The 25,113-nt window shown below is 64.3% G+C and carries 27 protein-coding genes and 2 tRNA genes; 11 read left to right on the top strand and 18 right to left on the bottom strand.

Annotation, left to right across the window (positions count from 1 at the left end):
* Positions 1 to 30: 30 nt before the first annotated feature.
* Together ASF63_RS00225 and ASF63_RS00220 are read right to left on the bottom strand one after the other, a co-directional pair.
* Positions 31 to 1,572 carry an APC family permease gene (locus ASF63_RS00225; RefSeq protein ID WP_056508291.1) on the bottom strand — a complete coding sequence of 514 codons (1,542 nt, stop codon included), beginning with the start codon at positions 1,570 to 1,572 and terminating at the stop codon, positions 31 to 33.
* 78 nt (positions 1,573 to 1,650) lie between these two features.
* A complete protein-coding gene (locus ASF63_RS00220; protein WP_056508288.1) occupies positions 1,651 to 2,037 on the bottom strand; it encodes a winged helix-turn-helix transcriptional regulator in 387 nt (128 codons plus the stop codon).
* Positions 2,038 to 2,131: 94 nt separating this feature from the next.
* Here ASF63_RS00220 and ASF63_RS00215 point away from each other — a divergent pair, with 94 nt between their 5' ends.
* Positions 2,132 to 2,977 (top strand): SDR family oxidoreductase, encoded by an 846-nt coding sequence (locus tag ASF63_RS00215; protein ID WP_056508286.1) that lies wholly within the window; start codon positions 2,132 to 2,134, stop codon positions 2,975 to 2,977.
* Between the two features lie 79 nt (positions 2,978 to 3,056).
* On the opposite strand, the gene ASF63_RS00210 is transcribed toward ASF63_RS00215, so the two are convergent.
* From ASF63_RS00210 to ASF63_RS00195, 4 genes are all read right to left on the bottom strand, one after another.
* Positions 3,057 to 3,413, bottom strand: a complete 357-nt coding sequence (locus tag ASF63_RS00210; protein ID WP_056508283.1) for a hypothetical protein — start codon at positions 3,411 to 3,413, stop codon at positions 3,057 to 3,059.
* The gene (locus ASF63_RS00205; RefSeq protein ID WP_235560655.1) at positions 3,410 to 4,039 is read right to left on the bottom strand and encodes an Asp23/Gls24 family envelope stress response protein; all 630 of its coding nucleotides are present in this window, start codon (positions 4,037 to 4,039) and stop codon (positions 3,410 to 3,412) included. Before ASF63_RS00205 ends, ASF63_RS00210 begins: the two co-directional genes overlap by 4 nt.
* Positions 4,030 to 4,596, bottom strand: a complete 567-nt coding sequence (locus tag ASF63_RS00200; protein WP_056508282.1) for an RNA polymerase sigma factor — start codon at positions 4,594 to 4,596, stop codon at positions 4,030 to 4,032. Before ASF63_RS00200 ends, ASF63_RS00205 begins: the two co-directional genes overlap by 10 nt.
* A gap of 129 nt (positions 4,597 to 4,725) precedes the next feature.
* Positions 4,726 to 5,181 (bottom strand): Asp23/Gls24 family envelope stress response protein, encoded by a 456-nt coding sequence (locus ASF63_RS00195; RefSeq protein ID WP_056508279.1) that lies wholly within the window; start codon positions 5,179 to 5,181, stop codon positions 4,726 to 4,728.
* A gap of 153 nt (positions 5,182 to 5,334) precedes the next feature.
* Between ASF63_RS00195 and ASF63_RS00190 the strand changes: the two genes are divergently transcribed.
* Positions 5,335 to 5,946 (top strand): TetR/AcrR family transcriptional regulator, encoded by a 612-nt coding sequence (locus ASF63_RS00190; protein WP_056508277.1) that lies wholly within the window; start codon positions 5,335 to 5,337, stop codon positions 5,944 to 5,946.
* Entirely contained in the window at positions 5,947 to 7,641 is a 1,695-nt protein-coding gene (locus ASF63_RS00185; protein WP_056508275.1) for an MDR family MFS transporter, read from the top strand. It begins immediately after the preceding gene.
* Between the two features lie 61 nt (positions 7,642 to 7,702).
* Here ASF63_RS00185 and ASF63_RS18975 read toward each other — a convergent pair whose 3' ends face one another.
* Complete coding sequence (locus ASF63_RS18975) at positions 7,703 to 7,885, bottom strand: hypothetical protein (protein WP_157534199.1); 183 nt, start codon at positions 7,883 to 7,885, stop codon at positions 7,703 to 7,705.
* A gap of 134 nt (positions 7,886 to 8,019) precedes the next feature.
* On the opposite strand from ASF63_RS18975, the gene ASF63_RS00175 reads away from it, so the two are divergent.
* Positions 8,020 to 8,583 carry a GNAT family N-acetyltransferase gene (locus ASF63_RS00175; protein ID WP_056508270.1) on the top strand — a complete coding sequence of 188 codons (564 nt, stop codon included), beginning with the start codon at positions 8,020 to 8,022 and terminating at the stop codon, positions 8,581 to 8,583.
* A gap of 226 nt (positions 8,584 to 8,809) precedes the next feature.
* On the opposite strand, the gene ASF63_RS00170 is transcribed toward ASF63_RS00175, so the two are convergent.
* The 4 genes from ASF63_RS00170 to ASF63_RS00160 all read right to left on the bottom strand — a co-directional run bounded on the left by ASF63_RS00170 (position 8,810) and on the right by ASF63_RS00160 (position 12,850).
* The gene (locus ASF63_RS00170; protein WP_056508269.1) at positions 8,810 to 9,733 is read right to left on the bottom strand and encodes a hypothetical protein; all 924 of its coding nucleotides are present in this window, start codon (positions 9,731 to 9,733) and stop codon (positions 8,810 to 8,812) included.
* Positions 9,720 to 10,856, bottom strand: coding sequence for a ParB/Srx family N-terminal domain-containing protein (locus ASF63_RS00165; protein ID WP_162238866.1), 1,137 nt, complete (start codon positions 10,854 to 10,856; stop codon positions 9,720 to 9,722). The genes ASF63_RS00170 and ASF63_RS00165 overlap by 14 nt, the downstream gene beginning before the upstream one ends.
* Positions 10,849 to 12,081, bottom strand: coding sequence for a DNA cytosine methyltransferase (locus tag ASF63_RS19610; protein WP_414843718.1), 1,233 nt, complete (start codon positions 12,079 to 12,081; stop codon positions 10,849 to 10,851). The genes ASF63_RS00165 and ASF63_RS19610 overlap by 8 nt, the downstream gene beginning before the upstream one ends.
* A gap of 160 nt (positions 12,082 to 12,241) precedes the next feature.
* Positions 12,242 to 12,850: a hypothetical protein gene (locus ASF63_RS00160; protein ID WP_056508262.1), complete on the bottom strand. Its 609-nt coding sequence runs from the start codon at positions 12,848 to 12,850 to the stop codon at positions 12,242 to 12,244.
* A 158-nt stretch (positions 12,851 to 13,008) separates the two neighbouring features.
* Here ASF63_RS00160 and ASF63_RS00155 point away from each other — a divergent pair, with 158 nt between their 5' ends.
* The 7 genes from ASF63_RS00155 (at position 13,009) to ASF63_RS00125 (ending at position 19,937) form a co-directional block, all read left to right on the top strand.
* Positions 13,009 to 13,407 carry a hypothetical protein gene (locus ASF63_RS00155; RefSeq protein ID WP_056508260.1) on the top strand — a complete coding sequence of 133 codons (399 nt, stop codon included), beginning with the start codon at positions 13,009 to 13,011 and terminating at the stop codon, positions 13,405 to 13,407.
* Positions 13,407 to 14,810, top strand: coding sequence for an FtsK/SpoIIIE domain-containing protein (locus ASF63_RS00150; protein WP_082477753.1), 1,404 nt, complete (start codon positions 13,407 to 13,409; stop codon positions 14,808 to 14,810). The genes ASF63_RS00155 and ASF63_RS00150 overlap by 1 nt, the downstream gene beginning before the upstream one ends.
* Complete coding sequence (locus ASF63_RS18970) at positions 14,807 to 15,181, top strand: hypothetical protein (RefSeq protein WP_157534198.1); 375 nt, start codon at positions 14,807 to 14,809, stop codon at positions 15,179 to 15,181. Before ASF63_RS00150 ends, ASF63_RS18970 begins: the two co-directional genes overlap by 4 nt.
* Positions 15,168 to 16,529 carry a replication initiator gene (locus tag ASF63_RS00145; protein WP_157534197.1) on the top strand — a complete coding sequence of 454 codons (1,362 nt, stop codon included), beginning with the start codon at positions 15,168 to 15,170 and terminating at the stop codon, positions 16,527 to 16,529. The genes ASF63_RS18970 and ASF63_RS00145 overlap by 14 nt, the downstream gene beginning before the upstream one ends.
* A gap of 215 nt (positions 16,530 to 16,744) precedes the next feature.
* Positions 16,745 to 17,860 (top strand): tyrosine-type recombinase/integrase, encoded by a 1,116-nt coding sequence (locus ASF63_RS18715; protein ID WP_082477752.1) that lies wholly within the window; start codon positions 16,745 to 16,747, stop codon positions 17,858 to 17,860.
* The gene (locus ASF63_RS00130; protein WP_056508248.1) at positions 17,860 to 18,564 is read left to right on the top strand and encodes a hypothetical protein; all 705 of its coding nucleotides are present in this window, start codon (positions 17,860 to 17,862) and stop codon (positions 18,562 to 18,564) included. The genes ASF63_RS18715 and ASF63_RS00130 overlap by 1 nt, the downstream gene beginning before the upstream one ends.
* A 491-nt stretch (positions 18,565 to 19,055) precedes the next feature.
* On the top strand, positions 19,056 to 19,937 hold the full coding sequence (locus ASF63_RS00125) for a hypothetical protein (protein WP_056508246.1): 882 nt from the start codon (positions 19,056 to 19,058) through the stop codon (positions 19,935 to 19,937).
* Between the two features lie 224 nt (positions 19,938 to 20,161).
* On the opposite strand, the gene ASF63_RS00120 is transcribed toward ASF63_RS00125, so the two are convergent.
* From ASF63_RS00120 to ASF63_RS00090, 7 genes are all read right to left on the bottom strand, one after another.
* Positions 20,162 to 20,235 (bottom strand) — tRNA-Met (locus ASF63_RS00120).
* Positions 20,236 to 20,269: 34 nt separating this feature from the next.
* Positions 20,270 to 20,341 (bottom strand) — tRNA-Thr (locus ASF63_RS00115).
* A gap of 69 nt (positions 20,342 to 20,410) precedes the next feature.
* Positions 20,411 to 21,556, bottom strand: a complete 1,146-nt coding sequence (locus ASF63_RS00110) for a M23 family metallopeptidase (protein WP_235560654.1) — start codon at positions 21,554 to 21,556, stop codon at positions 20,411 to 20,413.
* 212 nt (positions 21,557 to 21,768) lie between these two features.
* Positions 21,769 to 22,563 carry an inositol monophosphatase family protein gene (locus ASF63_RS00105; protein WP_056508242.1) on the bottom strand — a complete coding sequence of 265 codons (795 nt, stop codon included), beginning with the start codon at positions 22,561 to 22,563 and terminating at the stop codon, positions 21,769 to 21,771.
* Positions 22,560 to 23,588 (bottom strand): hypothetical protein, encoded by a 1,029-nt coding sequence (locus tag ASF63_RS00100; protein WP_235560653.1) that lies wholly within the window; start codon positions 23,586 to 23,588, stop codon positions 22,560 to 22,562. The genes ASF63_RS00105 and ASF63_RS00100 overlap by 4 nt, the downstream gene beginning before the upstream one ends.
* Positions 23,589 to 23,668: 80 nt before the next feature.
* On the bottom strand, positions 23,669 to 24,466 hold the full coding sequence (locus tag ASF63_RS00095) for an enoyl-CoA hydratase/isomerase family protein (RefSeq protein WP_056508238.1): 798 nt from the start codon (positions 24,464 to 24,466) through the stop codon (positions 23,669 to 23,671).
* Positions 24,467 to 24,512: 46 nt separating this feature from the next.
* The gene (locus tag ASF63_RS00090) at positions 24,513 to 25,004 is read right to left on the bottom strand and encodes an FBP domain-containing protein (protein ID WP_056508234.1); all 492 of its coding nucleotides are present in this window, start codon (positions 25,002 to 25,004) and stop codon (positions 24,513 to 24,515) included.
* Between the last annotated feature and the right edge of the window lie 109 nt (positions 25,005 to 25,113).

Genomic DNA, 25,113 nt, shown 5'->3' with positions numbered 1-25,113 from the left:
AGGGCGTACCTGCGCGCGATCCAGCTCTGCTCAGATGCCGCCGTCGATCGAGCGGATGAGGTCGCCGGGCTCGTCCGGCACCATGACCTGGGTGTCGCGGTTCAGGCTCTCGCCGCGGAAGAACCTCTTGGAGCGCGGGAAGAGGTACCAGAGGAACATGAGCACGAGACCGAAGGCGAGCGATCCGATACCGATCACGAAAGTGCCGCCGATGCCGAAGAGCACCGTGTAGCCGTAACCCACGTCCCACATGTCGATCGCCGACTGCACGAACGCGCCCGTCAGCATGAGACCGCCGAGCAGCGGGAACAGTCCCTTGAAGAAGAAGTCCCGAGCCGAGGTCGTGAGGTCCTTGCGGAAGTACCAGACGCAGGCGAAGCCGGTGATCGCGTAGTAGAACGCGATCGCGAGACCCAGCGACAGGATCGAGTCCTGCAGGATGTTGTCGCTGATCAGGGTCATGCCGACGTAGTACGCCGACGCGACGACACCCATGACGATGGTCGAGAACGACGGCGTCTTGTAGGTCGGGTGCACGTCCTTGAACTTGGCGGGCAGCGCGCGGTAGACGCCCATCGCCAGGGTGCCGCGCGCGGTCGGGAGGATCGTCGTCTGGGTCGACGAGATCGCCGAGATGATCACGGCGACCACCAGCACCCAGCCGAAGGGTCCGAGGAGTCCGTCCTTGATCGCAAGGAAGAAGTCGTCGGCGTTGGCCTCGTTGCCGAGCCCGGTGCCCGTGTCGCCCAGGCCCGCGTACATCATGGCGGCGATCGTGACGCCGACGTAGGTGAACAGAAGGATGACGGTGGTCAGCAGGGCCGCACGGCCCGGGATCTTCTTCGGGTCTCTCGTCTCCTCGTTGAGCGCGAGGCAGGTGTCCCAGCCCCAATAGATGAACAGGGCGAGCAGGATCGACTCGGTGAAGCCCGACCAGGAGGTGAAGCCGAACGGGTTGAGCCATTCCATGTCGAAGGGAGTCGGGTTCGGCGCCGTGCCCGCGAAGAACTGCCAGAGGGCGGCGACCACGAAGACGGCGAGAGCCAGATACTGGATCCCGAGCAGGATGTTCTGGATGCGCTCGCCGATCTCGACGCCGCGCCAGCTCACCCAGGTCATGGCAGCGATGAAGAGCACGGCGACGAGGATGATCCGCCAGTCGTTGTTCTCGAGATCGAATCCGATCAGCGACCAGAAGTAGACCGACGCGATCTGCGCGAGGTTCGCGAGCACGACCATGCCGGCGACCGCGACGCCCCATCCACCCATCCAGCCGACCCACGGTCCGAATGCCTTGGTTCCCCAGGTGAACGTGGTTCCGCAGTCGGGCACGGCGTTGTTCAGCTCGCGATAGGCGAAGGCGATGAGCAGCATCGGCACGAAGGCGATGATGAAGGCGATCGGTGCCTGCGCTCCGACGGCCAGGACAACGAAGCCGAGCGTGGCGACGAGCGAGTACACCGGTGCGGTGGACGCGAGCCCGATGACGGTGGAACCCCACAGCCCCAGCGAACCGCTTGCGAGCCCCTTGCCGGCGGGGCGTTCGAGATGGATCGGCGTCGTAGCTGACATGCTCAGAACATACGGCTACTGCGGTTATCGCGTCAATCCTTTTCTTTTGGCGACGGATTCCGTGGACTTATGCGAGGTCTAGCGACGAATTCCGTCGAGCTGGTCTCGGTCGATCATGCCGTCCGCGTGATCGGCGACCCACTCGACGAGCGGCAGCATGCGCTCCATGAGATCGCGGCCGAGCGGGGTGAGACTGTACTCGACGTGCGGCGGAACCGTCGGGAAGGATTCGCGGCGCACGAGCCCGTCGTCGGTCAGAGTCCGGAGCGTCGAGGCGAGCATCTTCTCGCTGATGCCGCCGACCTCGCGCCGCAACTCGCCCCAGCGGCGGGTCCCGTCGGACAGCGAGGAGAGCACGAGCACACCCCACTTGCTCATCACGTGGTCGAGGATCACGCGAGTGCTGCAGCCAGGCTCGAATATCTGCGGTGTGGACTCCCGGATCTGCGCATAACTTACCGTCATGTATGTACCTTACTTCAAAGTGGGTACCGACGTTCTGGAATGTTCCGCTCACACTACGCGGTTGTGGGTCATGTCACCTACGAAAGGACACCCCATGACCATCCTCGTCACCGGCGCCACCGGCAACCTCGGACGCCTCGTCATCGCCAGCCTCCTCGAGCGCGGCGCGGATCCGCAGTCGATCGTCGCCGGTGTCCGCGATGTCGCCAAGGCCCAGGATCTCGGCGTGCCGGTCGCGCGACTGGACTACTCCGATCCTGCCTCGATCACGGCTGCTCTCGACGGCGTCGACTCCGTCCTGCTGATCTCGGGCTCGGAGGTCGGACAGCGCGTCGCACAGCACAAGGCCGTCATCGACGCCGCCAAGGATGCCGGGGTCGCGAAGTTCGTCTACACCAGCGCTCCGAAGGCGACGACGAGCGACCTCGTCCTCGCTCCCGAGCACAAGGCGACAGAAGAGCTCATTCAGGCCTCGGGGCTTCCCTCCGTGATCCTGCGCAACAACTGGTACACCGAGAACTACGCCGCCGACTTCGCCCGCGCCGCCGAGACGGGCGTTCTCGCATCCGGAGCCGGCGACGGCCGCGTCGCCTCGGCGAACCGCAAGGACTTCGCGGAAGCCGCAGCCGTCGTCCTGCTGGAGGACGGCCACATCGGCGAGGTGTACGAGCTCGGCGGAGACGTCGCCTGGAGCTACGACGATCTCGCCGCGGCGATCTCCGAGGTCTCCGGGCGCGAAGTGTCCTACCAGCCCTTGACGGCGGACGAGCAGCGCGACGGTCTTCTGGCTGCGGGTCTCGACGAGGGCACGGCCGGCTTCGTGGTCGCCTTGGACTCCGGCATCCGCTCCGGCGCACTCGCCGACACCGACGGCACTCTCGCCCGTCTCATCGGCCGGCCGACCACACCGCTCATCGACGGTCTGCGCGCCATCGCCTGACGCGCACAGGCGGCACGCCCGCGCACGCCAGAGGCGCCGACCTTCACCCAAGATCGGCGCCTCTCGTGCTCACGCGGACTCAGTCCGACGATGCCTCCCGAGGATGGACATACGCGATCGTGAGCACTATGTCGGCGAGCGCCAGGCCGTCAGCGGTGAGGGTCCGCTCGACCACCGCACGCACCTCGCGGAGCGTGTCGACGGCGCCCGCCGAGTATTCGATCCCGAGCGACGCTTCGACCTGCGCGTCATCGCCGGAGATCCGCACCGCGACGAGAGGTTCGTCGGAGCGGTTTATTCCGAGCGCGACCGCGCTCGTGCCGACGAGATTCGAGATCAGCGAACCGGCGCGGTAGAGGCTGCGGACGCCCGACGTTGCGAGCACCGCTGCCTCCACACGCTCCGCGAGCTCCTCGTGCCGCGCTGTGGTCGTCATGACTCGTCCTCCGTCGGGTCGCTGAGCCTCTGGACGTCACGCACCGTGACGTCGATTCCGGTCAGAACGAGATCGGTGTGCCTGTGCACGCGCTCGCCCACCTCCTGGCGCAGCCGTTCGACCGCCACGGGGATCGACACGCCGTACAGCGCGTTCACCTCGATCGCGATCCGAATCGGCGCACCCACGGTCGTGACGTCGCCGTAGAGGGTCGAGTGACCGACGAGGATGCCGGGGACGGCGTTCTCCGCAGAGCGGATCAGGCCACGAACGGCTCCCTCGGTGATCCCGAAGTCGACACCCGCCTCCGGCTCGTCGAACGGGATGCGGCGGCCGGCACGGGCGTCCAGAGCGATCCCGCTGAGGATGCGGTCGACCCAGCTGTCGTCGACCTCCGGCATCGCCGCGGCATCCGCCTCCATCAGCTGCCCACCCAGCCCGCGCAGACGCTCGAGCGCATCGAGCGCGAGCTGGCACCCGGGTGAGCCCTCGATGTCGGGATCGGCCGGCAGCCGACCCGCCTCGAGGTAGTCGCTCAGCTCTTCGAGAGTGTGTCCGTCGAGATCACTCGGTTCGAGACCGAGCTGACGCACGTCGGGAGTCTCCTGCTCTTCAGTCATCGCCATGCCTCCATCCGCACGATCATGAACTTTCGGGCTCTGGCTAGCAGGCCGCGTGCGGTCGAGACCGAGATCCCCAGTTCCGCGGCGATCTCGTCGTAGGAGTACCCGCCCATCTCGCGGAGCACCCAGCACTCGCGCTGCGCGGCAGGCAGCTCTTGCAGCGCTGCTCCCAGCGCCGCCACGCCCTCCCGCGCCTCGACGACCCGCGCAGGCGAGTCCTTCGAGGGGGCCGCCTGCTCCATATCATCGACATCGAGCGTCGGGCGGAGCGCGCGGATACGGTCCACCGCCTTACGGCTCACGATCCGCATCAGCCAGCTCTTGACCTTCGCAGGGTCGTCGAGCTCCGAGAACCGCTGCCACGCGGTCACGAACGTCTCCTGCACGATGTCGTCGACGTCGGCGGAGGCATTCAGCATCCTGTGCGTGTATGCGCGCATCATCGGCGTGTACCTGCGGACGAGCACCGCGAACGCGGCGACATCGCCGTCCATCGCGCGTCCGGCGACGATTCGATCGTCAGCCTGCTCGAGAGCAGTACGGAATCGTTCCCCAGCCACTTGGCCACTCCCTCGTTCAGTCCCATTGGGAGGTTCGGAACCGACCCGTCATCGGATGGGATCGACGATCCCCCGACGACGAGGCCACGACGCTCCGATTCGGTCATGGTCACCTCGTCCGTGCGAGGACTACTGGACTCGGGTCTCGTCGGACTGGACGCTGTCGGCGTCGTCGTCGTCAGCCGGGATGTGCACGTCGTTGATGGTCACGTTCACCTCGACTGCCTGCTTGCCGACGTATTCGGCCATCGCGACGGAGATCGCCGCTCGCACGTCGTCGGCGACCTTGTGCAGTGCGGCCGGGTACTCGGCGACGATCGTGACGTCGACGGCGACCTGGGTCTCTCCGACCTCGACGCTGACGCCCTGGGCGAGGTCGGTGGAGTTGAGCGCGTCGCGGATGGCACCGACCGCACGGGCCGCTCCCCCGCCGAGAGCGTGGACGCCCGTCACCTCGCGAGCAGCGATGCCGGCGATCTTCGCGACCACACCGTTCTCGATGACCGTCTGGCCTGTCGACGGCGCACCCGTCGCGGTCGGTGCGACCTGGGCCTTCGACCCGGTGCTGTTCGTCACGTTCGCCATGATGCGCTCCTTCGTCTGAGTGTCCGCCTCCTCGAGGGTGCGGGTCGCAGTGCCGCGACACCACTAAGACGGATGCTACGAACGATTCGTCACAAACTGCTCCGAGAAATCTTCACAGTGCACTCTTAGGTTAAGAGTGCAAGATTGCACTCTATGAGTGAGAGTGCAGATTCACTGCGGGAGCAGCGCAAGCGCGAGACGTCGCGCGCGCTGGCAGAGACCGCCCGACGCCTGACCGCCGAGCAGGGCTTCGCCGGGTTCACGGTCGAAGAACTGTGCGCGGAGGTCGGCGTCTCTCGGCGGACGTTCTTCAACTATTTCGAGAGCAAGGAGAACGCGGTCTTCGGCTTCGCCGCGATCGACCCTCGGCAGGAGGCTCTCGAAGAGGACTTCGTGGCCCGTGGCGGCGACCTGCTCGACGACTTCATCGCGCTGACGATCGCCCGATTCGATCTCGTCAACCCACTCGACGACGCCCCCGCGCTCTTCGCCGTGATCGAGCAGGAACCCCGACTCATCAAGGCCGCGTTCGAGCAGATCGCCAAGAACGAGCGCCGCGACATGGCACTCATCGTGAGGCGAACGGGCGAAGGCGATGACGCCGAGCTGCGCGCCGAGGTCCTCGTCCATTCGGTCGGCGCACTGGTGCGCCTGAGCATGGACCGGCTGCTCCACCGCCACTCGACCGACTCGTTCCGCGACCTCGTCAGCCGTCGGCTCGAGGTCGCCCGCACCGTGTACGCACCATCACAGAAAGCCGACTGAATGTCCGCCACCGTCACCAAGGATGCGCCCTTCCTGCTCACCAAGCGCCGCATCTGGATCATCTTCAGCGCCCTGATCGCGGGGATGCTGCTCTCGAGCCTCGACCAGACGATCGTCTCGACCGCGATGCCCACCATCGTCGGCCAGCTCGGCGGGGTCGACCACCAGGTGTGGATCACCACCGCCTACCTGCTCGCGACCACCATCGTCATGCCCATCTACGGCAAGTTCGGTGACGTCCTCGGCCGGCGCAACCTCTTCCTCGTCGCGATCGCCCTGTTCACTCTCGCGTCCGTCGGCTGCGCCTTCGCCACGGACTTCTGGATGTTCGTCATCTTCCGCGCCCTGCAGGGTCTCGGCGGCGGCGGTCTGATGATCCTGTCCCAGGCGATCATCGCCGACATCGTCCCGGCGAACGAGCGGGGCAAGTACATGGGGCCGCTCGGCGCCGTCTTCGGCCTGTCCGCCGTCGCCGGCCCTCTCCTCGGAGGCTTCTTCGTCGATCACCTCACCTGGCAGTGGGCTTTCTACATCAACATCCCCGTCGGCATCGCCGCGTTCATCATCGCGCTCGTGGCTCTGAAGCTGCCGAGCAAGAAGGCCGAGAAGCCGATCGACATCTTCGGCGTGATCTTCCTGTCGATCGCGACCACCTGCCTGATCTTCTTCACCGACTTCGGTGGCGACAAGGAGTTCGGGTGGGACTCGCTGGCGACCTGGGCCTGGGGCGCGGGGCTCATCGTGGCGGCCACGGCCTTCGTGATCACCGAGGCGAAGGTGCAGGACCCGATCATCCCGCTGAGCCTGTTCCGCAACCCGATCTTCGTGAATGCGACCGCGATCGGCCTCGTGCTCGGAATCGGCATGTTCGCGGCGATCGGGTTCGTGCCCACGTTCCTGCAGATGTCGTCGGGCACGTCGGCTGCGGCGTCGGGCCTGCTGATGATCCCGATGATGGTGGGACTGATCGGAACCTCGATCTTCTCGGGCATCGCGATCTCGAAGACCGGCAGGTACAGGATCTATCCGATCGCCGGCACGATCCTCACCGGCATCGCGATGGTCTCGATGACCACGCTGTCAGCCGAGACGCCGATCTGGCTCATCTGCACGTTCCTCTTCGTGTTCGGCGCAGGACTCGGTCTGATCATGCAGGTCGTCGTCCTGGTCGTGCAGAACGCGGTCCCCGCCGGCGAGATCGGCACCGCGACGAGCACGAACAACTACTTCCGCGAAGTGGGCGCATCACTCGGCACCGCGGTGTTCGGCACGATCTTCACCACGCGGCTGACCGAGAACCTGCTCGGCGTCTTCGCCGATGCCGGCGCATCGCCGGGGGACGCGTCCCAGGCGGCGTCGACCATCGACCCGGCCACGCTGAACTCGCTTCCGGACGAGGTGCGAGACGGCATCGTGACGGCCTACGCGGATGCTCTCGCACCGGTGTTCTGGTACCTCGTGCCGTTCATCGTGCTCGCCCTCGTGCTCTCACTCTTCCTCAAGCAGATACCGCTCTCGGATCAGGCCGGACTCGTCGCCCGCGGCGAGGCGATCAGCGGCGAGGAGGCAGAGCGCCTGGAGGCCGAGCAGCGCGGCGGCTCCGAGCGCGGCAGCTCCGGTCGAAGCGACGCCAGCGCCGATGACGAGCACCGCGTGGCAGCCAGCCGGAGCGACACCCCGCCCGCCGCTCGCTGACCCTCTCACGGACGCCACGGGCCCGCTCCTCGAATGAGAAGCGGGCCCGTGGCGTGTGTGGTCAGGGGAGGTCGCCGACCTCGAGCTCGTCAGGATGATCGGCGTTGTCGCCGTCGGCCTTCTGATCCTCGCCCGGAGTCGCCGGGTCGACCTCGGGATCCGGGTCGTTCGTCACGAAATCGGCGTCCACGCCGATCGCATCGATCCCGGAGCCTTCTTCCGGCGTTGCCTGAGGGTCTGACATGTTCGCTCCTGTCGTCGGTTGCGGCAAAGGACCATCAGTCTCGGCGCTGCGCGAGTCGGCCGGCATCCCCTTGACATCGAGGCGACCTCGCGCGCGTCTCGCGATGCCGACGATGACCATGCGACCATCGGAGCATGAACGACACTCCGCTGGCCCTTCCGACCCTCACGGGCGAACGAACGCGCCTCCGGGAGTGGCGCGCCGATGACGTCTCCGTCGTGCAGGAGGCATCCGGCGACCCGCTGATCACACTCGTCACGACCGTCCCTCGCACCGCAGGTGAGGCGGAGGCTCTGGCATTCATCGAACGCCAGCACGATCGCCTCGATTCCGGAACCGGCTACGCGTTCGCCATCGCAGACCTCGACGGTCACGCGGTCGGGCACATCGGTCTCTTCCTCGCCGGCGGCAGGCGCGCGAGCGTGGGCTACTGGATCGCCTCCTCGCATCGCCGCCGCGGGTACGCGCTCGACGCACTGCTCACCGTGACGGCATGGGCGACAGCACTCGAGAACCTCGATCGGGTCGAGCTGCACATAGAGCCAGGTAATGAAGGGTCCTGGCTCTTGGCAGAGCGGGCCGGTTACGAGCGGGAAGCGCTCCTGCGGGCGTGGAAACGGATCGACGGCAATCCCCGGGACATGTATATGTACACACGGCTCACCGAGCATGCACTGGCTTCCTCGGACCGGAACTGACTCCGGATACGCAAAAACCCCCGGGAATCCCGGGGGTTTTCATCTGTAGCAGGAGCGGGGCTTGAACCCGCGACCTCACGATTATGAGTTAGGTGCTGTGGGGTGACGGGTACTTGTTCGTCCCCGTTGGCCGCGTGATTCCGCGGATGGTGTCATCGTTGGTCGCGACTGGTTGATGGTGGTTTCAGCAGAGCCACCGGCACGGAACCGGCACAGCCATCTCTGGTCAGACCTTGAACGACGCGTACTCTGCATCCATCAGCGCGTCAACGACGTCTCGCTGAGCCGCTGTGTTCTGACGCAGGTTTTGGACGATGCGCGTTCTATCGAGGATATTTACAGAGATGCTCGTTACGTACTTGAAAGTCTCATCGTCAGCGTGGTGAGGAACAGCGAGGAACGGTACGGGGGCGATCACTTCGCCGAAGAACTTCTGCCAGTCATTGACTGCTGGCTCCTGAGCCTTCTTCCTCCAGTCGTCGCTCACAGCGCAGGTGACCTGACCAACGAACAACCATCGTCCCGATCGAGCGGTGCCCCAATCGAGGTGGGCAACAATATCCACGTCCTCGTCGTTAGCGTTGTTACGCCGAGTCGTTGCATTGGCATTGATTGGAATCGAGAGCGCCTGTCCGAGCGCGTCCATCGTTCGCACGAAGTCGAATCCGCTTGATCGGGAGAGCGGTCCGAGCCGCCCCACCTTTAGCCCCACGTTCTCCAGCGAATCGCTCACGACCTCTTCCAACAGGTGTTCCACGAGGCTCGGCGCCATGATGCTGAACGCGTGGCTCACCGTAATCGCCAACAGGCCGACATACACAGAATCGGCCGGGTTCAGCCCCGCAGCACGGTTCAGTACTTCACGCCGAATGGTGAACGGGTAACGATCTCCGAGCACATCTGCTCGCTGAAGGATACAAGTCCAGGCCTCATCGGCCAGATCGGTCGGCTTCCAGTCCGGGAGGTCTTCTTCGTCGCCCCCAGGCCGTAAGATTCGCTTCACTCGAGGGTAGGTCTCTTCAATGAGATCGCGCAGAGAGGACAGCTTCACCCGCTGGTCGCGTAGCGCGACAACCTCGAGGTAATCTGCGAAGAATGATGCTCGCGCGAATGTGCCGTACTTATCGATCAGCGGTTCAATCTTCGCCATCGAGGCGGTCCTTCACAAGAACATTGAGCGACCGCGCCATATTGAACAAGCTCGCAGCTGCTTCTACTTCGCTCGATCCGATTTCGAACGAATCGATATTTCGCACCAAGAGATCCAAGCTCTTAGTGATGTTGCGCAGCTTCTGAGGCAAAGTCGAACCATCGGCAACCTGAGCAGCAAGATCAAGATCGCGGTACACAATCAACGCCTCGCGAGCAGCATCATTCGCGAGAACCCGACCGTATGTAGTGACGTCTCGAGAGTCCTGCAGCAAGGCGAGCCGTGTTCCTGCCTGAGGAACCAAGTCGTCGAGGACCATCTTCAGATTTGGCCGACTCAATTGAGTCAGTCGCGATTGAATCGCAGCGTAGTCCATCGCGTCCCCAAGCCCGATGAAGGTTCGGACTTCAGCGCTGTTCAGAAGTCGATTCCAGACTCCGAAACGTTCTCGAAGAACTGTTCTAGCTGTTTCACCGAGGTCAAGGTCGTCACGCGCCACCTTGAGGGTTTTCAGCGCCAAGTAAGGCCCGCGGACCCCTAGAGCGTTCGTCCCGACGCGCTTTCCTACGTCCTTAAACGGATTGACGCTCCCTGCCGCCGCGGCTCCCTCGACCTCGGTCTCTAAATATCGCGCTTTGGCTTCAGCGCTCCAAGTCTTGATGCCCCCGATATGGCGGTAGCCGAGGAACTTACGCACCTCCGCATCGCTGGTGACGACGACGCAAGGCACCACCCGAATCAGGTCAAGCTGTTCTGCCGTCGGTTCAACCTCAAAATCGAACTCGAGGTCCGCGGCAACCGCTGCATCCGTTTGAAGCAGGATCTGTATCGTGGCGAATCGTCGGTTGCCTTCTACAACCACATACTTCTGAGGGTCGGGGGTGGTGCGGACGATCAGGGGCTCATGATCGAAGAAGCCATTCTGGATCATCGACGAGGCGAGTTCCTCGAGGTTTGAGGTCTCTTCTAGCCACGAGAGCATTGCGGCCTCGGTGGATCCGAGAAGTTCCTCGGGCAGGCGAGGATTCTCAGGGTCGAGCGCGAGACTTGTAACTGGCAGCCGCACGATAGCAATCGGCGGGCCGATCGTCACAGCGGAGGCTGCCGCATCGTCGTTAGGCATTGATTCTTCCCGTCTGTGAGAGTGCAATCCCTTGTGCTGATTCGGACGTGGCTCGGGGAGCAGGGCCTCGGCCGGTTCCAGCATGAGCTGCCTTCGACCCGATAAGGTCGCGATACTCAGGACGAACTGAGCGTGGCTCGGCCAGTCTAGGGGGTTCAGTGCTGGCTCGGCTTAGCGCGAGAGTCGGAGATGTGGATCGGTCATGACCGAGCGAGCGGAGGAGCGCCAAGCCCAGCACCTCAGCGAGCAAAGAGGGGGTAGCATTGCCCGCTTGTTTCACCTGCTGGCGCTCATCTCCCAACAGCTCCCAGTCATCAGGAAAAGACTGTAGACGCAGCTGCTCGCGAATTGTGAGGTGCCGATTCTCCCAGTGGAATGGGCCGGTTGCGGGCCCCGGGGATGCCGAAAGGGTCCAGGAGGGTTCGATTGGAGAAAGCTTGAGCAAGAAATTCCAGTACCTCGTGCGATATCCAAACACCTCGTCGCCACCCCCCTTGCTCGTGAGCCACTGATAGTTTGTCCCGGCTGGGATACTCTCCAGCAAACCCTTCCACTTACCTGCGGATCTAGGAATCGAGGTGTTCTTCAGATCGCCGATTGCGTCCCATGCACGGATCGGATTCGTGGAGTGTGTTGGAGTGGGCCACTCGAAGCTGAGGTCATCCCTGATCGCGACGACGATTACGCGTCGGCGGTTCTGAGGGACCCCGTAATCTGCCGCGTTTAGTAGTCGCCATTCGAGCCTGTAAGAATGACCAGTGTCCTTTGATATCGCTTCAAACTCGCTCTGGAGAAAGCTGATCGCAGAATGCTGACCCTGCACGAAACCTAGAACATTCTCCATAAGGACCGCCTTGGGGAGGAAGGCCCGGATCAAGTTCATCGTTGCGTGCACTGTCTGCGCTCGAGTGTCTTCCATACCACGTCGCCCGGTTGCGGCCCATTGTGCCGCGAGAGAAAAGGGTTGGCAGGGTGGTCCACCCGCCAACAAATCGAGTTCACCCGGAGACATACCCACCGACGCCGGTGTTAGGGTCTGTGCCGCTACTAGGACGTCACCTCCAGCGAGATGCGTCCAGTCCGGCCTGTTGTGCGCGAGAGTCGCGGCTGCAGTTTGATCAATCTCCACGACCCCGACGTGTCCGAACCCAGCTGCTTCGAGCCCGAGATCCATGCCTCCTGCTCCCGAGAACAGAGAGAGTACGGTCGGCTTGGTGTGATCCATCATGTGTCGAGCTCAACACGGGAAGGCGCGGCTGTCAATTCTGGATCGGACCGTGACGAGGAGCGCCCGCCCGCAGCGCAGCGAGGACGGACGCACCGCAGGCGCGGCCCGATCCAGAGCGGGCGGCCGGAGGCCGGCCTTGAACGAGTAAAGAAAGTTCTCACAGCTCGGCTATCAGTTCGGGGGATGAGACCTTGCGCGACAGGTCGAAACTGAGGTCACCGAGAGACTGATCAGCCTCTTCGCCAACTGCGGAGTAGCGCCGGAACGCGTCTGGCACCGGCTTCCACGGGACAAACTTAGCGTCGGCTTCCGCCAGCGCAAGTTGATGGTCCAGCTCGGGAGAGATACCTCGAAGGTCGTCGAATCCGAGCGCGCGGATGCCAAGCCTGATGGCATCTAGGTCCGGCGCCGGTGAAAGTAGAGCCTCTATTGCGCCGACCGTTTTCGCCGTGTAGCGAGAGGCGAAAGACTGCGTGATGGTGCCCTGCATCGCGGCAAGTTCACCGATGGGCGGCTTCGGCTTGTGGAACCTGTGAGCGTAGGCATTGAACACACTCCGGTAGTCGCGAGTCGCCCGGTCCGCTGCCTCAGCCGCTGCGGACATCTTCAAGAACGCTTCGTCGTGGTTCTGCGGCGTACTGCTCGTGATCTGCGCCGCGTCCATGGCGCTGACAGCATCCGCCGCCTTGGTTTTCAGGCGCTGAAGAACCGCGGCCACAGGTGGCGGCACGACGCCCCACACGGGTAGCGCGGACAGTTCACTCATCGCACAACCTCCATACTCGACAGCCTATCCGAGAGCAACCCGTTGCCGTAAGGAGTACGTAACTAGAAAAAGACAAAAACCGAGGATTGACTAAAACCCGTACTGACGTGCAGTCTTCCGTACAGAGACAAAGCATCACCAACTGAAAGGAACGAGCAATGGCACTGCAGTCAGGTATCCCGGTCAGCTTCGAGGCGTACTTCCCTCGTGGAGCGTTCATGGTCGGCGAGGTCGAGCCCGTCGCGAAGTGGTCGGACGACGGAGAACGACAGGGACAGGATCTGGACAAGAACACCGGGCACCCGCTCTGGCAGGTGCGCGTGATCGACGCAGATCCCGAGGCCCGCAAGGGACAGAACGAGGTCACGGTCAAGATCGCGAGCATCGCGGAACCTGCGGCACCGCCGGAGGCCAACGGGCTCCCCTTCCGCCCGGTCTTCTTCGACGGGCTTTCAGTGACTCCGTATGTCAAGGAGAGCGGTGGGCGTCCGCGCGTTGCATTCTCACTCCGCGCTCGGGAGATGAAGCCCGCAGGCAAGCCGAGGAGCAACGACTGATGGACTGGTCATGGCGGATCGAACGCGCGTACTGGGCTGGTGAGTTGCCGCGCCTCTGGCGTCGCGGATGGTGGCTAATCCCAATGCTCATCGTCCTCGGGCTCTTCAGCGCGGTGCCATTCGTCGGCCAACTCGTCAACTGGCTGGTGGGGGGCGCGATCGCCGTGGTCGTGTTGCGCCGCCTTCTTGCAGCGCGTGATCTGGACACCGTGTTGCACCGGCGGTGGCAAGAGCAGATGGGCGCATGGATCTTGGCGTCATGGCCTGCCCTGGCCCGCAACCTCCGGCTAGAGGTCAAGGACATCGCGGGGAATCCCCTCGTGTCCGGCGCGGGGCAGCCGCAATGGGATGGATGGACGTGCCTCCTTCCCGTTGCGATGCCTCCGGGACTGGCGCGGGAGGATCTTGTCGCGGCGACAGGGCGCATCGCTGAGGCCTTCAACGCCGTTCGAGTTGCCGTAGAAGGCCAGCAGATCGGGGCGCTCGCGTTGCGGATCGACTACGTCGACGTGCTGGCACGTTCGTTCGCGCTTCAGCTCGGCAGCAACTGGGACGGCAGATCAGTTCTGATGGGCGTGTCGGAAGGTGGCCACGATTGGCGGCTCCCGCTCGGCCCACACACGTTGGTCGCGGGGTCATCCGGCAGCGGTAAAGCCTCGCTCGTGTGGGGCCTTCTACTGGGACTGGCGCAGCCCATCCACTCCGGCCTCATCGAAGTTTGGGGCATCGACCGCAAGGGTGGCATGGAGCTTGCGATGGGCCGCCGTCTGCTCACGCGGTTCGCAGACGATGCAGCGCATTCCGTAGCGCTCTTGGAAGACGCTGTCGCGCAGATGCAGATAAGAGCGCGCCAGCTTGCAGGGGTGACCAGGCAGCACGTCGCCTCGGTCGACAGCCCGACCGTGATCGTGCTGATCGATGAGCTTGCAGCGTTGACATCGTACGAAACCGATCGAGACATGCTCCGCCGCGCGAATGCCGCAATCGCGACGCTCGCATCCCAAGGACGGGCGGTGGGATTCATCGTCTTCGCGTGCTTGCAGGATCCCCGCAAAGAGACGCTCCCGGCGCGGGGCTTGTTCACACAGACCGTAGGGCTCAGGCTCCGTGACCGCACCGAGACGGCCATGGTTCTTGGCGACGGGGCAGTTGCAGCAGGGGCGATGTGTCACGAGATCTCGCCGTCTACGCCTGGAGTCGCGTACGTGCTTCCCGAAACAGGGCCTCCGGTGCGTGTGCGGGCAGCTTTCGCGGAGGACGCGCAGATCAGAGAAGCGGCTGAGACGTTTGCCGCCCCTCGTCCACGCCCTGTCCAAGCCGTCGAGCAGGTGGCTGCTCCAGGGGTACGGCGTCCGCGGGCATCACGGTCAAATGCAACGAACAGAACAGGAGAGGAATCATGAACAAGAGAACAGTCGCCGTCCTCGGCGCATCGATTATGGGAGCTGCGCTCCTGCTCGGTCTAGGTGCAGCTGCCGGTTACACACTCGGAACGGCATCCACGACCGCTTCATCGGATGTGCCAGACCTGCAGCCCTCGTCCTGCAATCTGTGGTTCCCGCAGGGTGAGGTTCCGACCGTTGCCGATGAGGGTTCGATCGACGTACGCATCGCGAATCATGCGTGCTCTGATGCGCAGATCATCGCCTGGCAGGACCAACAGCGATCTAATGGGCTCGATGACGGAGTCTGTCGCCCGCTGTCCATCGACCCGCTGACGCGCGCTCCACTCTCGTGCGTTGTGCCAATGGAGGTCGACGTTGAGTATCGCTGAGGTTGTAGCCGCTCGGTTGCGAAGCGCCGAGTTCGATCAGTGGATGGCAGGGGCGGCACGCGTCGGATTCTGCTCCAACCCGGTTCGACTCACCGGCTCGTCGGCCACGATGAATCCGCAGACCGGTGAGGTGATCCGTGAGTTCGTGGCGGAGACGCAGCCTGACGGCATCTCCTACACAAGGTGCGGAAATCGTCGCGCTCGTCGCTGCGAATCCTGCAGCCACGAGTACAAGGGCGACACCTGGCACATGATCATGGCTGGCGCAGCGGGTGGGATGAAAGGCGTTCCCGACGGAGTGGGAGAACACCCGATGGCATTCGTCACACTCACTGCTCCGTCTTTCGGTGCCGTCCACTCTCTGGCTGGTTCCCGGAGACGTGGCACCTGCGTTCATGGCAAGCCGCGCGGGTGCTTCTGCAATCACCGCGACGACGACGGACTCCTCGGCGAGCCGCTGTGCGAGGAATGCTACGACTACGTTGGCCACGTCGTGTGGCAATACTTCGCACCCGAGCTGTGGAGGCGGTTCACAATTCAGCTCCGGCGGCAGCTGGCTTACGAGCTCGGGATGACTCAGAAAGCCGCAGCGGAGATCGTACGAGTCCAGTTGGCCAAAGTCGCCGAGTTTCAGCGGCGCGGAGCGGTGCACTTTCACGCGATCATTCGTCTCGACGGCGTAAGCCCGACGGAACAGTTCCCGCCCGCCCCGGACGAAGTGACCGAAGCATGTCTCATCGCTGCCGTTCAGAAGTCGTCGCGTCGAGTCGCGTATGAGGCTCCGGCGGTGCGTGGAGAGGCATCCGCTCGGGTTCTCCGGTGGGGTGCGCAGATCGATGTTCAACCGATCGTTCGTCGTGAGGGGCTCGACGGCACGCTCTCTGACCGAGCCGTAGCGGCATACATCGCAAAGTACGCCACCAAGGCGACGGAGGATCTCAGTAGCGGGAGCCGTGACCGCCCGCACGTGAAAGCGATCAAGGCCACCGCTGAGCTGATTGCCGAGGAGAACGGTCCGGAGAGCCCCTACGCGCTGCTCGGGAAGCGGTCGCACATGCTGGGCTTCCGCGGACACTTCTCCTCGAAGTCGCGCCGGTACTCGGTGACACTCGGCTCGCTGCGAGGAGCCCGTCGCGCTTGGCGCTTGGCACGCACCGTGGAACGAGCCAAAGAGAAAGGATACGACGTCGACGAGGTGCTGGTAGTGGGCTCATGGAGCTTTGCGGGAATGGGCTGGCGGAATGAGGGTGACCGGGCTCTCGCGATCGAAGCAGCCCGCGCAGCACGTGAATGGCGAGACGCACGACGGGTGCGGTTCGAATCTCAGAGAGGAAAGAGTGATGCGTAAAGAACTTGAGCTGGTCGAAAACACTGCTGAGTCAGAGGCCGTCGAGGACAAGTACTTGACTCGCCGGGAGGTGGCTGCCCGCTGTCGCGTGCCTCTCTCGACCTTCGATTCGTTGCGACGACAGGCACGGGTCCCGTTTCCTGACGCGCACATGGGCAAGCACATGCTGTGGAGGCTGTCGACAATCGAAACCTTCCTCGACGCGGGTGGCACTCGTGGCCTCCAGTAGCGTGCGGATCGACCCCAAGACCCGCAAGCCGCTGCCCGAGGGCATTCGCTATCGTGCGGACCGCAACAAGTATCAGGTCCGCGTGTGGGCTACCGGCCTCAACGGAGAAGACCGAGAGCGGAGCTACCTCGTGGACACGCTCGGCGAGGCGAAGAAGATCCGTAGCGAGATGCGTTCGCAGGTGCGCCCGGACGGTGGGATGACGCTGAATGCTTGGCAGGTTCGGCATTGGGCGTCGCTCACAGAAGGACTACGCCCCGCGACGACTGCCGCGTACGAACGTGGGTGGCGACTCCGAGTACAGCCGTGGCTTGGCCATCGAAAGATCGAGTCCATCGGGGTGAGTGACGTGGACGACTCGATAACAGGATGGAGCGGATCGGCATCCACCCGCAACGACGCTCTGGCCGTGCTCAGTCGACTACTCGAGGGGGCTGCGCGTGCAGAAATCATCGGAGTGAATCCGGTGCGGTTGGCGAGGCGTCCACGCGACGAACGCCCGTCCAGCTTTCGTTCGCGGGCGCTAACGCTGCCCGAGGTCTCAACGATGCTCGACTCTGTCGATGAGGGGCCTCACCGCGATTATCTGGCGGCCTTGGTGTACACGGGCATGCGTGCTGGCGAGGCAAGCGCGTTGAGGGTGGGCGACGTCGATCTGGCGCACGGCGTCATCCATGTCCGGCGTAGCTTCTCGCCTGCCGGCGGTGGCAGAGTGCGCGAACAATCGCCAAAGAGTCACAAGGAACGGACTGTGCCACTCCCCTCCGCCCTGCGCTCGATCATTGTTCGTAGGGTTGCAGGGCTCGGACGGAATGACCTGGTGTTCACAGGCCCGAACGGCGGTCGGCTCAACACATCGAATGTTCGCCGGGCCGTCGACTGGGACGATCTGCGGAATCGTCTCGATCGCCCTGATCTTCGCATCCATGACCTTCGCCACACACTCGCGACCTTGCTCTTCGATGCTGGCGCTGCTGCGAACGATGTCCAGGCTATCCTCGGTCATTCCTCGATGCAGGTCACGGAGCGTTACAGCCGCGCAAGATCTGATGCGGCGGTCCGCGCGAACGGTGCGCTCGACAGACTGATGGGAACAAAGTGATGGCGCTGCGAGATCACCACGAAGTGCAGATGGGGCCATACGCGCCGCTGTACGACTACCTGCGTACCCACGAGGAAGCGGAGGAGGTCTTGCTGAGCTTCGTCGAGATCGAAGCCATCCTCGGGCGCGCCCTCCCCGACGCCGCACGCACGCCCGGAGAAGGTTGGTGGTCGGGTCATCCCACAAGGCTCCAGGCAAGGAGCTGGCTCGCGGCGTGGCGTCGTCCCGATCCTCGATACGACGATCTGTGCGTTGCCTTTCGCCGGACGGGTCAACTCACGAAGCCTTCCTCGGAAGATCAATCGCGACAGATCAAGATGTACCTTCGGCATGCGTGGGACATGTTGGACTTCGAGATTCAGGATGCCCAAGAGTGCGTCGTCTACCTCATTCATTTTGAAGAGCCGGGACTGTACAAGGTCGGCATCTCGAAAGCATCGACAAGCCGCCCCCAAGCACTGGCGCGAGCTGGCGGCATCGTCCGTGACACGGTCCGAGTGAAGAACCGGACCCTTGCGCGGCTGCTCGAAAGCGAATGTCTCGTCCGGGTCGATGCAGCACGCACAGAGCCGCCAATCTGGATCGCTCAGTGGGCGGGAGCGACCGAGTTCTGGAGCGATGATGTCTCGCTGCCGCCGTTCCGCGAGATACTCGAGTCGCTCAACGATGAACTTCCAATCGCGTATCGAGGAGCCTGGGCCTGACGCGCCCCGCCTTCCGAGGACTGACAGCACAGGCACTTCCGATAGATGGAGCGGAACTATCGGAAGCTATCGGCGAGAACGGATCCCCACCTTCTCGCAACGCCATCGCGTATCCTGTTCCGTTATGCCAAATCATGAAGCTACGTACGTCAAGCTCGACGGCGAGACGCACCTCGCGGTGTTCAGCGCTGATCTCACTGATGCCGAGCGCGCCGAACTGGGACATCCAGCGCTGGGCACTCGCTGCGCGTGCTCGGACTGCGATTGCGCGAACAACGCCGACATGGGGACGCAAGACCACCCGATCTGCGGATGCTGTCTCGCAGACTGCCCCGATGTCCATGCCCGCCGCCGCCCGGATGAACAGAATCCAACCCGCGGAGCACATTCCTAGATCACATGGGCCGACGACGCTGTTTACGCGGGGCGGCTTTCGAGCGCCTTTCAGCAATCCGCTGCCAATGTCATGACCAACTGGTAGGAACGTGGTCATGACCATCTACCGCTATTCCAACCTCTCCGCAGCGCTTCGCGACAAGGACTCCCCGCTCAGCACGCTGTTGAGAACCACACTTCCGAATACTCGCGTTGTGCAAGCTGAGTATCGCAAGTCTGAACCCGAGCTCCTCGTCGATGGCGGTTCCGCCAATCCGGGGACAGTAGGTGGCGCCTTCGACTACGCGATGCGCTTTGAACTGAGCCCGACTTACGATGGCGACCTCGCGAAGTCAGCGTTTCTCGGTTTCCCCACGGTCGTCGCCGAGATCGACGCATTGATAGTCGCGGCGCAGGCGGCGAGGGGTAACGGCGATCAAGAAACGGTCTACCGCGCTAGTTGGGCCCTCGCTCTGCTCACCGAGGTGTATCGCGTCGGCCTGATGCCGGGATCACCTCTGTTTGAGCTTGCGTCCCCCGAGGCGATGACCGCCAAGAACCTGCTGGGCCTCGCAGGCGAGGACGCCCTACGGCAACTCCGGTCTCTAACGGAGGTCGCACGACGAGCACTGGTGCCCAATCTAAACGGTCCGTACCGCCTAGGACCGACTTTCGATGGGTCCACTCTGTGCGCTGCCGATGCGGACGTAATCGCCGCCGACCTCCTCCTCGACTTCAAGACCTCGCTCGGGGCCAAGGTTTCGCGCCCTGGGGGTCGATCGGATCGGCTCGACGTCACCGACCTCTATCAGCTGGTGTCGTACGCGCTCTTCGACCGGTCGAACACGTACGGAATCGGACGGGTAGGCATTTATTCAGCACGATTCGGACACCTCGTGTCATGGGACCTGCAGCAGCTTCTCGACACGCTCGCCGGAACGCCAATAAAGACACAGGCCCTACGCGATCAAGTGTGGCTGGCACTTGGCGGACGCTAGGAGCATCAAGCTCAATTCGCCCACGTCGACACCAGATCCAGGTCGGCTTCCCGCGAGGCATGGTCAACCCACGTGAGCGCAGCCCACTCCGGCTACTGCATCAGAGTTTTCGAGCGATTTGGGTGGCTGCTACCGGCACAAAACCGGCACAGCCCTCCCCCGCGCTGCTCAACCCATCGCCGCGGATACGACAAAACCCCCGGAATCCCAGGGGTTTTGATCTGTAGCAGGAGCGGGGCTTGAACCCGCGACCTCACGATTATGAGTCGTGCGCTCTGACCAGCTGAGCTACCCTGCCACACCGCATCCGCATCGCAGATACGAACGCTGTGAGCCCCGAGTCAGGATTGAACTGACGACCCCTTCCTTACCATGGAAGTGCTCTGCCACTGAGCTATCGGGGCGTGCTGCCCCTCGCGGGGCAACCACACGAGAATACCATCACTGTGGCGTCCTCATGAAATCGAGGCGGGTCAGTACGTGTACCGGCCCGCGTTCTCACGCAACCACGGCAGCGGATCGATGGTGCTGCCGTTGATGATGATCTCGAAATGCAGGTGAGCACCGTACGAACGACCGGTGTTGCCCGTGTGCCCGACGATGTCGCCGACCTTCACGGTCTGCCCTGCCTTGACCTGGAGCGAGCCGTACTGCATGTGCGAGTAGTGGCTCGTGACGACCTGTCCGTCGATCACGTGATCGATGTAGACGGTGACGCCGTAGGCGCCACCCTGCTCGGTGGCGATGCGCACGACGCCGTCGGCGACCGCCTGAATGGGCGCGCCTTCACCGGGCACGAAGTCGATGCCCTCGTGCAGGCGGCCCCAGCGCATGCCGTAGCCCGAGCTCATTCCCACGCCGACCTTGAAGGGCCACTGGATCGCGGCCTCGGTGTCGTTGGTGAAGACCTCGTTGGAGTAGTTGATGCCCTCTTCCGACGCCACCTGGATCAGGGACACCGTTGAGAAGCTGTCCGCACGCGCGAGCGATTCGTTCTGCACGTCGGAGGATGTGACGAACGCCTGGATCTCGTCGTCGGCCGCGCCCGCCTTCGACGAACCGGATGCGGCGACGAGAGACGTGGCGCCGAGCGACTGGGAACCCTGGACGGCAGCTACAGCCTCGGCAGGAAGGGTCATGCCCACAGCGAGGAGCCCGGCGAGGCTCATCACGCCGACGGTTGCTCCGACGGCGAGGAACTTGCGCATCGGCGGGCGACGACGAGCGACGTGCTCGGCAGGCGCCTCCTCAGCTGCAGCAGCCTCGGGCCGCTCGTCGGCAGAAGCCTGCGCGGCCTCGGGCGCGACGGAGCGGAAAGCACGGGATGCGGACTCGAAGGCGTCTTCGTCGGACTCGCCGTTCGACGCGGGGACATCATCACCGGCATCCATAGACGCAGATTCGACGGGCTGGTCCTGAGCGATCTCGGCGATCGGCTCGACGACGATCGCTGGCGCATCGGCCTCGGCGATCTCAGTCGAGTCGGAGCCCGCGGACGCGGCGGCGACGGCGGTCGCGGCGAGGAAGACCTCGGCAGTGTTGAGCCGTTCACGAGCGGCGCGACGGGAAACAGGGGCGTCCGAGGTGAGTGGGGCGGCTTCGGAGACGGCTTCCGTCACTCCTGCCGCAGAGGCCTCGAAGGCCGCAGTGCGGGGACGGCTGGAGCGGCGCGTGGGCGCAGAGGCAGCCTGTGAATTCTCGAAGGGCAAATCAAAATCTCTCGGGTCAAACGTCAAGCTCGGGGGCGCTTACGACCTTCACCGATTCGGGCCGATGAAAGTAACGATCGGATAAACCCTAGCCTGCTCCACCTGGGAATGCCATGAATTCGTCACGTTTCATCTCGAAGAATATCGATCACACGGTCGTGAACCTGGGTTCCACCGGCGACGAGCATGGGTCTCAGCGTCGCCGTGTCGGTCAGCGAGACCCGACCGCCCGCTTCAGCCACCAGCAGCGCTCCTGCCGCGTGATCCCAGGGCTTGAGACCGCGCTCGAAGTATCCGTCGAGCCGACCGGCCGCGACGAAAGCGAGGTCGAGGGCAGCGGATCCGGCACGACGAAGATCCCTGGCGATCGTCATGACCTTGCGCACGGTGGCGAGATCGCCGTCGTGCGTGGACGGGTCGTAGCCGAAACCGGTCGCCAGCAGCGCGCCCGCCGGCGTCTCGGTCGTGACGGAGAGCCGAAGGTCTCCGAGGAATGATCCCTCACCGCGCGCGGCCGTGAACATCTCTCCGGATGCCGGTGCGTAGACGGCCGCGGCGAGCGCCTCCCACTCCCCCGGGACCACACTGCCCCGCACCGCCGCGATGCTCACCGCATAGGAGGGGATGCCGTAGGCATAGTTCACCGTGCCGTCGATCGGATCGACGACCCAGGTGATGCCGGTCTCCCCGCGCTCGGCTTCGGACTCCTCGCCGAGGAACCCGTCACCCGGTCGGGCGATCCGGAGCCGTTCGCGGATCAGCGCCTCGACCTCACGATCGGCGTCGGTCACGATGTCGGCGAGGCTCGACTTCGTCGCCGCGAGGTGCACGCCCTCGGCCCGACGCGTACGCGCGAGTTCTCCGGCCTCGGCGGCGATGCTCGCGGCGAGGGCGGTGAGTTCGAGTTCGAGGCTCACTGCGGCGGGTACGGCGGAGCCGGCGGGTAGGCAGCGGGTGCGTCAGGCGCCTGCGGCACCGGCGGAACCGCGTGGCCCTGCGCGTACGGCTCGGGGGCGGCGGGGTACGGAGCTGTCGGGAACGGCTGAGGAGCCGGTGCGACCGGAAGCGCCGCCTGCTGCTGAGCCTGCTGAGCCTGCTGAGCCTGCTGAGCCTGCTGCAGCTGAGGTTGTACCGACGGATACCCCGTGTAGTAGGCGTTCCAGTCAGGCGATCCGTCAGGCAGGACGGGCAGAGGCGTCACACCGTCCGCGTACATCGGCCATGCCGGCGCGGCGGCGAAGCCCGGAGTCGCCGCCGCAACCATGGGCTTGCGCGGCGCGAACAGTGCGTTCAGCAGGGGGATCAGCGTGGTGCCGACCGCGGCGAGGATGGTGAGGGCGACGACGATGCGCCAGTACAGCTCGCCGTACTCGAAGGTGTGCGGGAAGGTCAGGAAGAAGATCAGCATGCCGACGAGCCCTGCGAGGAAGGCGATCGTCGCGAAGTAGATGAGGCGAGTGAAGGTCGTCACGTGGCGCTGTGCCGCCGGGGTGAACAGGCGCACGTGCAGCAGCGCGAGCTGGAGGATTCCGACGACCAGGAGGAGCTGGAAGAACCGCTCCGCACCGGTGAAGTACTGGTCGTCCTCCGGCAGCCAGATCTTGACGGCTCCGACCAGCAGAGCGACGATCCAGGTGACCATGCTCGACAGCGCGAGCCAGTCGGGACGGTTGGGTGCGAGCCCTGCCTCGAGGATCGCGATCCCCGCGAACGCGGCGAGCAGGAGGATAGTCAGGAAGGCACGACCGATGAGTCCGTCCTGATCCCCGATCAGCACCCACACCACGCAGACCAGCGCGGCAGCGATCAACGCTCCGATGGCGATCCAGATCGCCCCTCGGATGAGGAGGGACATGTTCTTCTTCTCGACCAGCGCAGGGGCCTGCGGGGCGATCTCCGGCTGCGACATCGCGTTCCTCTCGTTGAGCGGCGTTGCGTTCATCCTTGCACGCAACACCGCCCGACCACTGGTGCCGATGCGATCCGGGGACAACATCGAGCTCGACGAGCTCGATTTCGGACTCAACCGCCCTTGCGAGCCGACGAGGCGGCGAACGCGGAGATCCTGGCCTGTGCATCGGCCGTCGCCATGGACGCGCCGATCGAACGGGCCTCCTCGCTCAGCTGTTCCGCGAACGTGCGCTCGGGTTGCGAACGCACCAGACGCTTGGCGTGGCCGTATGCCTCCGCGGCGCCTGCGAGCCAGAACCGGGCGACCTCCTCGGCGCGTGCCCGCACCTTCTCGGCCTCGTCCGATGACTCCACCCCCGCGACGGCCTCGGCGACGAGTCCCCACTCCACTGCTTCGGCGGCGGAGAGGAGACGATCCTGCAGCACGAGCTGAAGCGCGCGGCGTTGTCCGATCGCGCGAGCCAGCTGCGCCGATACGGAGAGATCGGGGGTGAGACCGATGTTCGCGTACAGACTGCCCAGGCGAGAGCGCGAGCCGACGACGGCGTAGTCGCTGCTGAGCAGGATGCCGAGTCCACCGCCGGCTGTCGTGCCGTGGGCCGCCGCGACCACGGGCACCGCAGACTCGGTCAGCGAGCGGATGCCGCTGTTGATCACCTCGGCGAGCGCGGCGATCTCGTCACCGGAGCCCATCGTCGTCGCCATCTCGATGACGTCGCCGCCAGCGCAGAACGCGGGACCCGCCGCATCGACAAGGATGGCCTTCACGTCAGCCCGAGACGTCGCCTCCGCCGTTGCATCGCGCCAGGCGTGCGCGAGATCGGCGTTGAAGGCGTTGAGTCGCGCGGGGCGGTTCAGCGTGAGCCGAGCCAACCCCTCGTCGACCGAGAACAGGATGGCATCGCTCATGGCTTCTCCTTCGAGCACAGGACGTAGGCCCCCAGGGTAATCACGATCAGTGCTGTTCCTGCACGCGTTTGGCGAAACCCTCCATACGCCGCCTGGTGCCGTCGAGACGTAGGTCGACCTGCCCAGGCGCCAGCACCTCGTTGGGTGCGAGGGGGTGCGCGAGCCGCACGTTCTCGTGGCATGACAGGTCGGCGCACATGTAGGTGCCCACTGAGTCGCCGCGTGCTCCGGCCTCGCCGACGCGCCGCGCGGAGAACAGGGCGACCTGGTTGCCCGGCTGCAGCGTGTGGCAGATGTTGCACATCCCCGAACGATGCCGACCGGGGTCCGATGCCCGGAGCACGACGCCCGCGACCCGTCCCTCGTGCTGGGTCAGGACGTAGCCCCGGCGACCTGCACCCGGATCCCGCCACGCGAAGAAATCCAGGTAGTCCCAGTCGATCAGCACGAGATCGTGGGGCATCTCCATGACCCGCAGCTCGTCTTCATCCGCGTTGACGAAGGACGCGCGGATGTCTGCTTCGGTGAGCGCTCGCATCCGTCCAGTCTATGAAGACGTCAGGGCATCGGCGCCATCCGGTCCGGCTGCTCGCTCTTCCCTACACCCGGGGTGAGTTCCGGGGTGAAAAAACGCGTGGATGAGCCAG

It is taken from the genome of Microbacterium sp. Leaf320, assembly GCF_001423485.1.
In the GTDB taxonomy this organism is placed as follows: Bacteria; Actinomycetota; Actinomycetes; order Actinomycetales; family Microbacteriaceae; genus Microbacterium.
The sequence above is the reverse complement of the archived record's forward strand: the minus strand, read 5'-3'. Positions and strand labels throughout refer to the sequence as shown.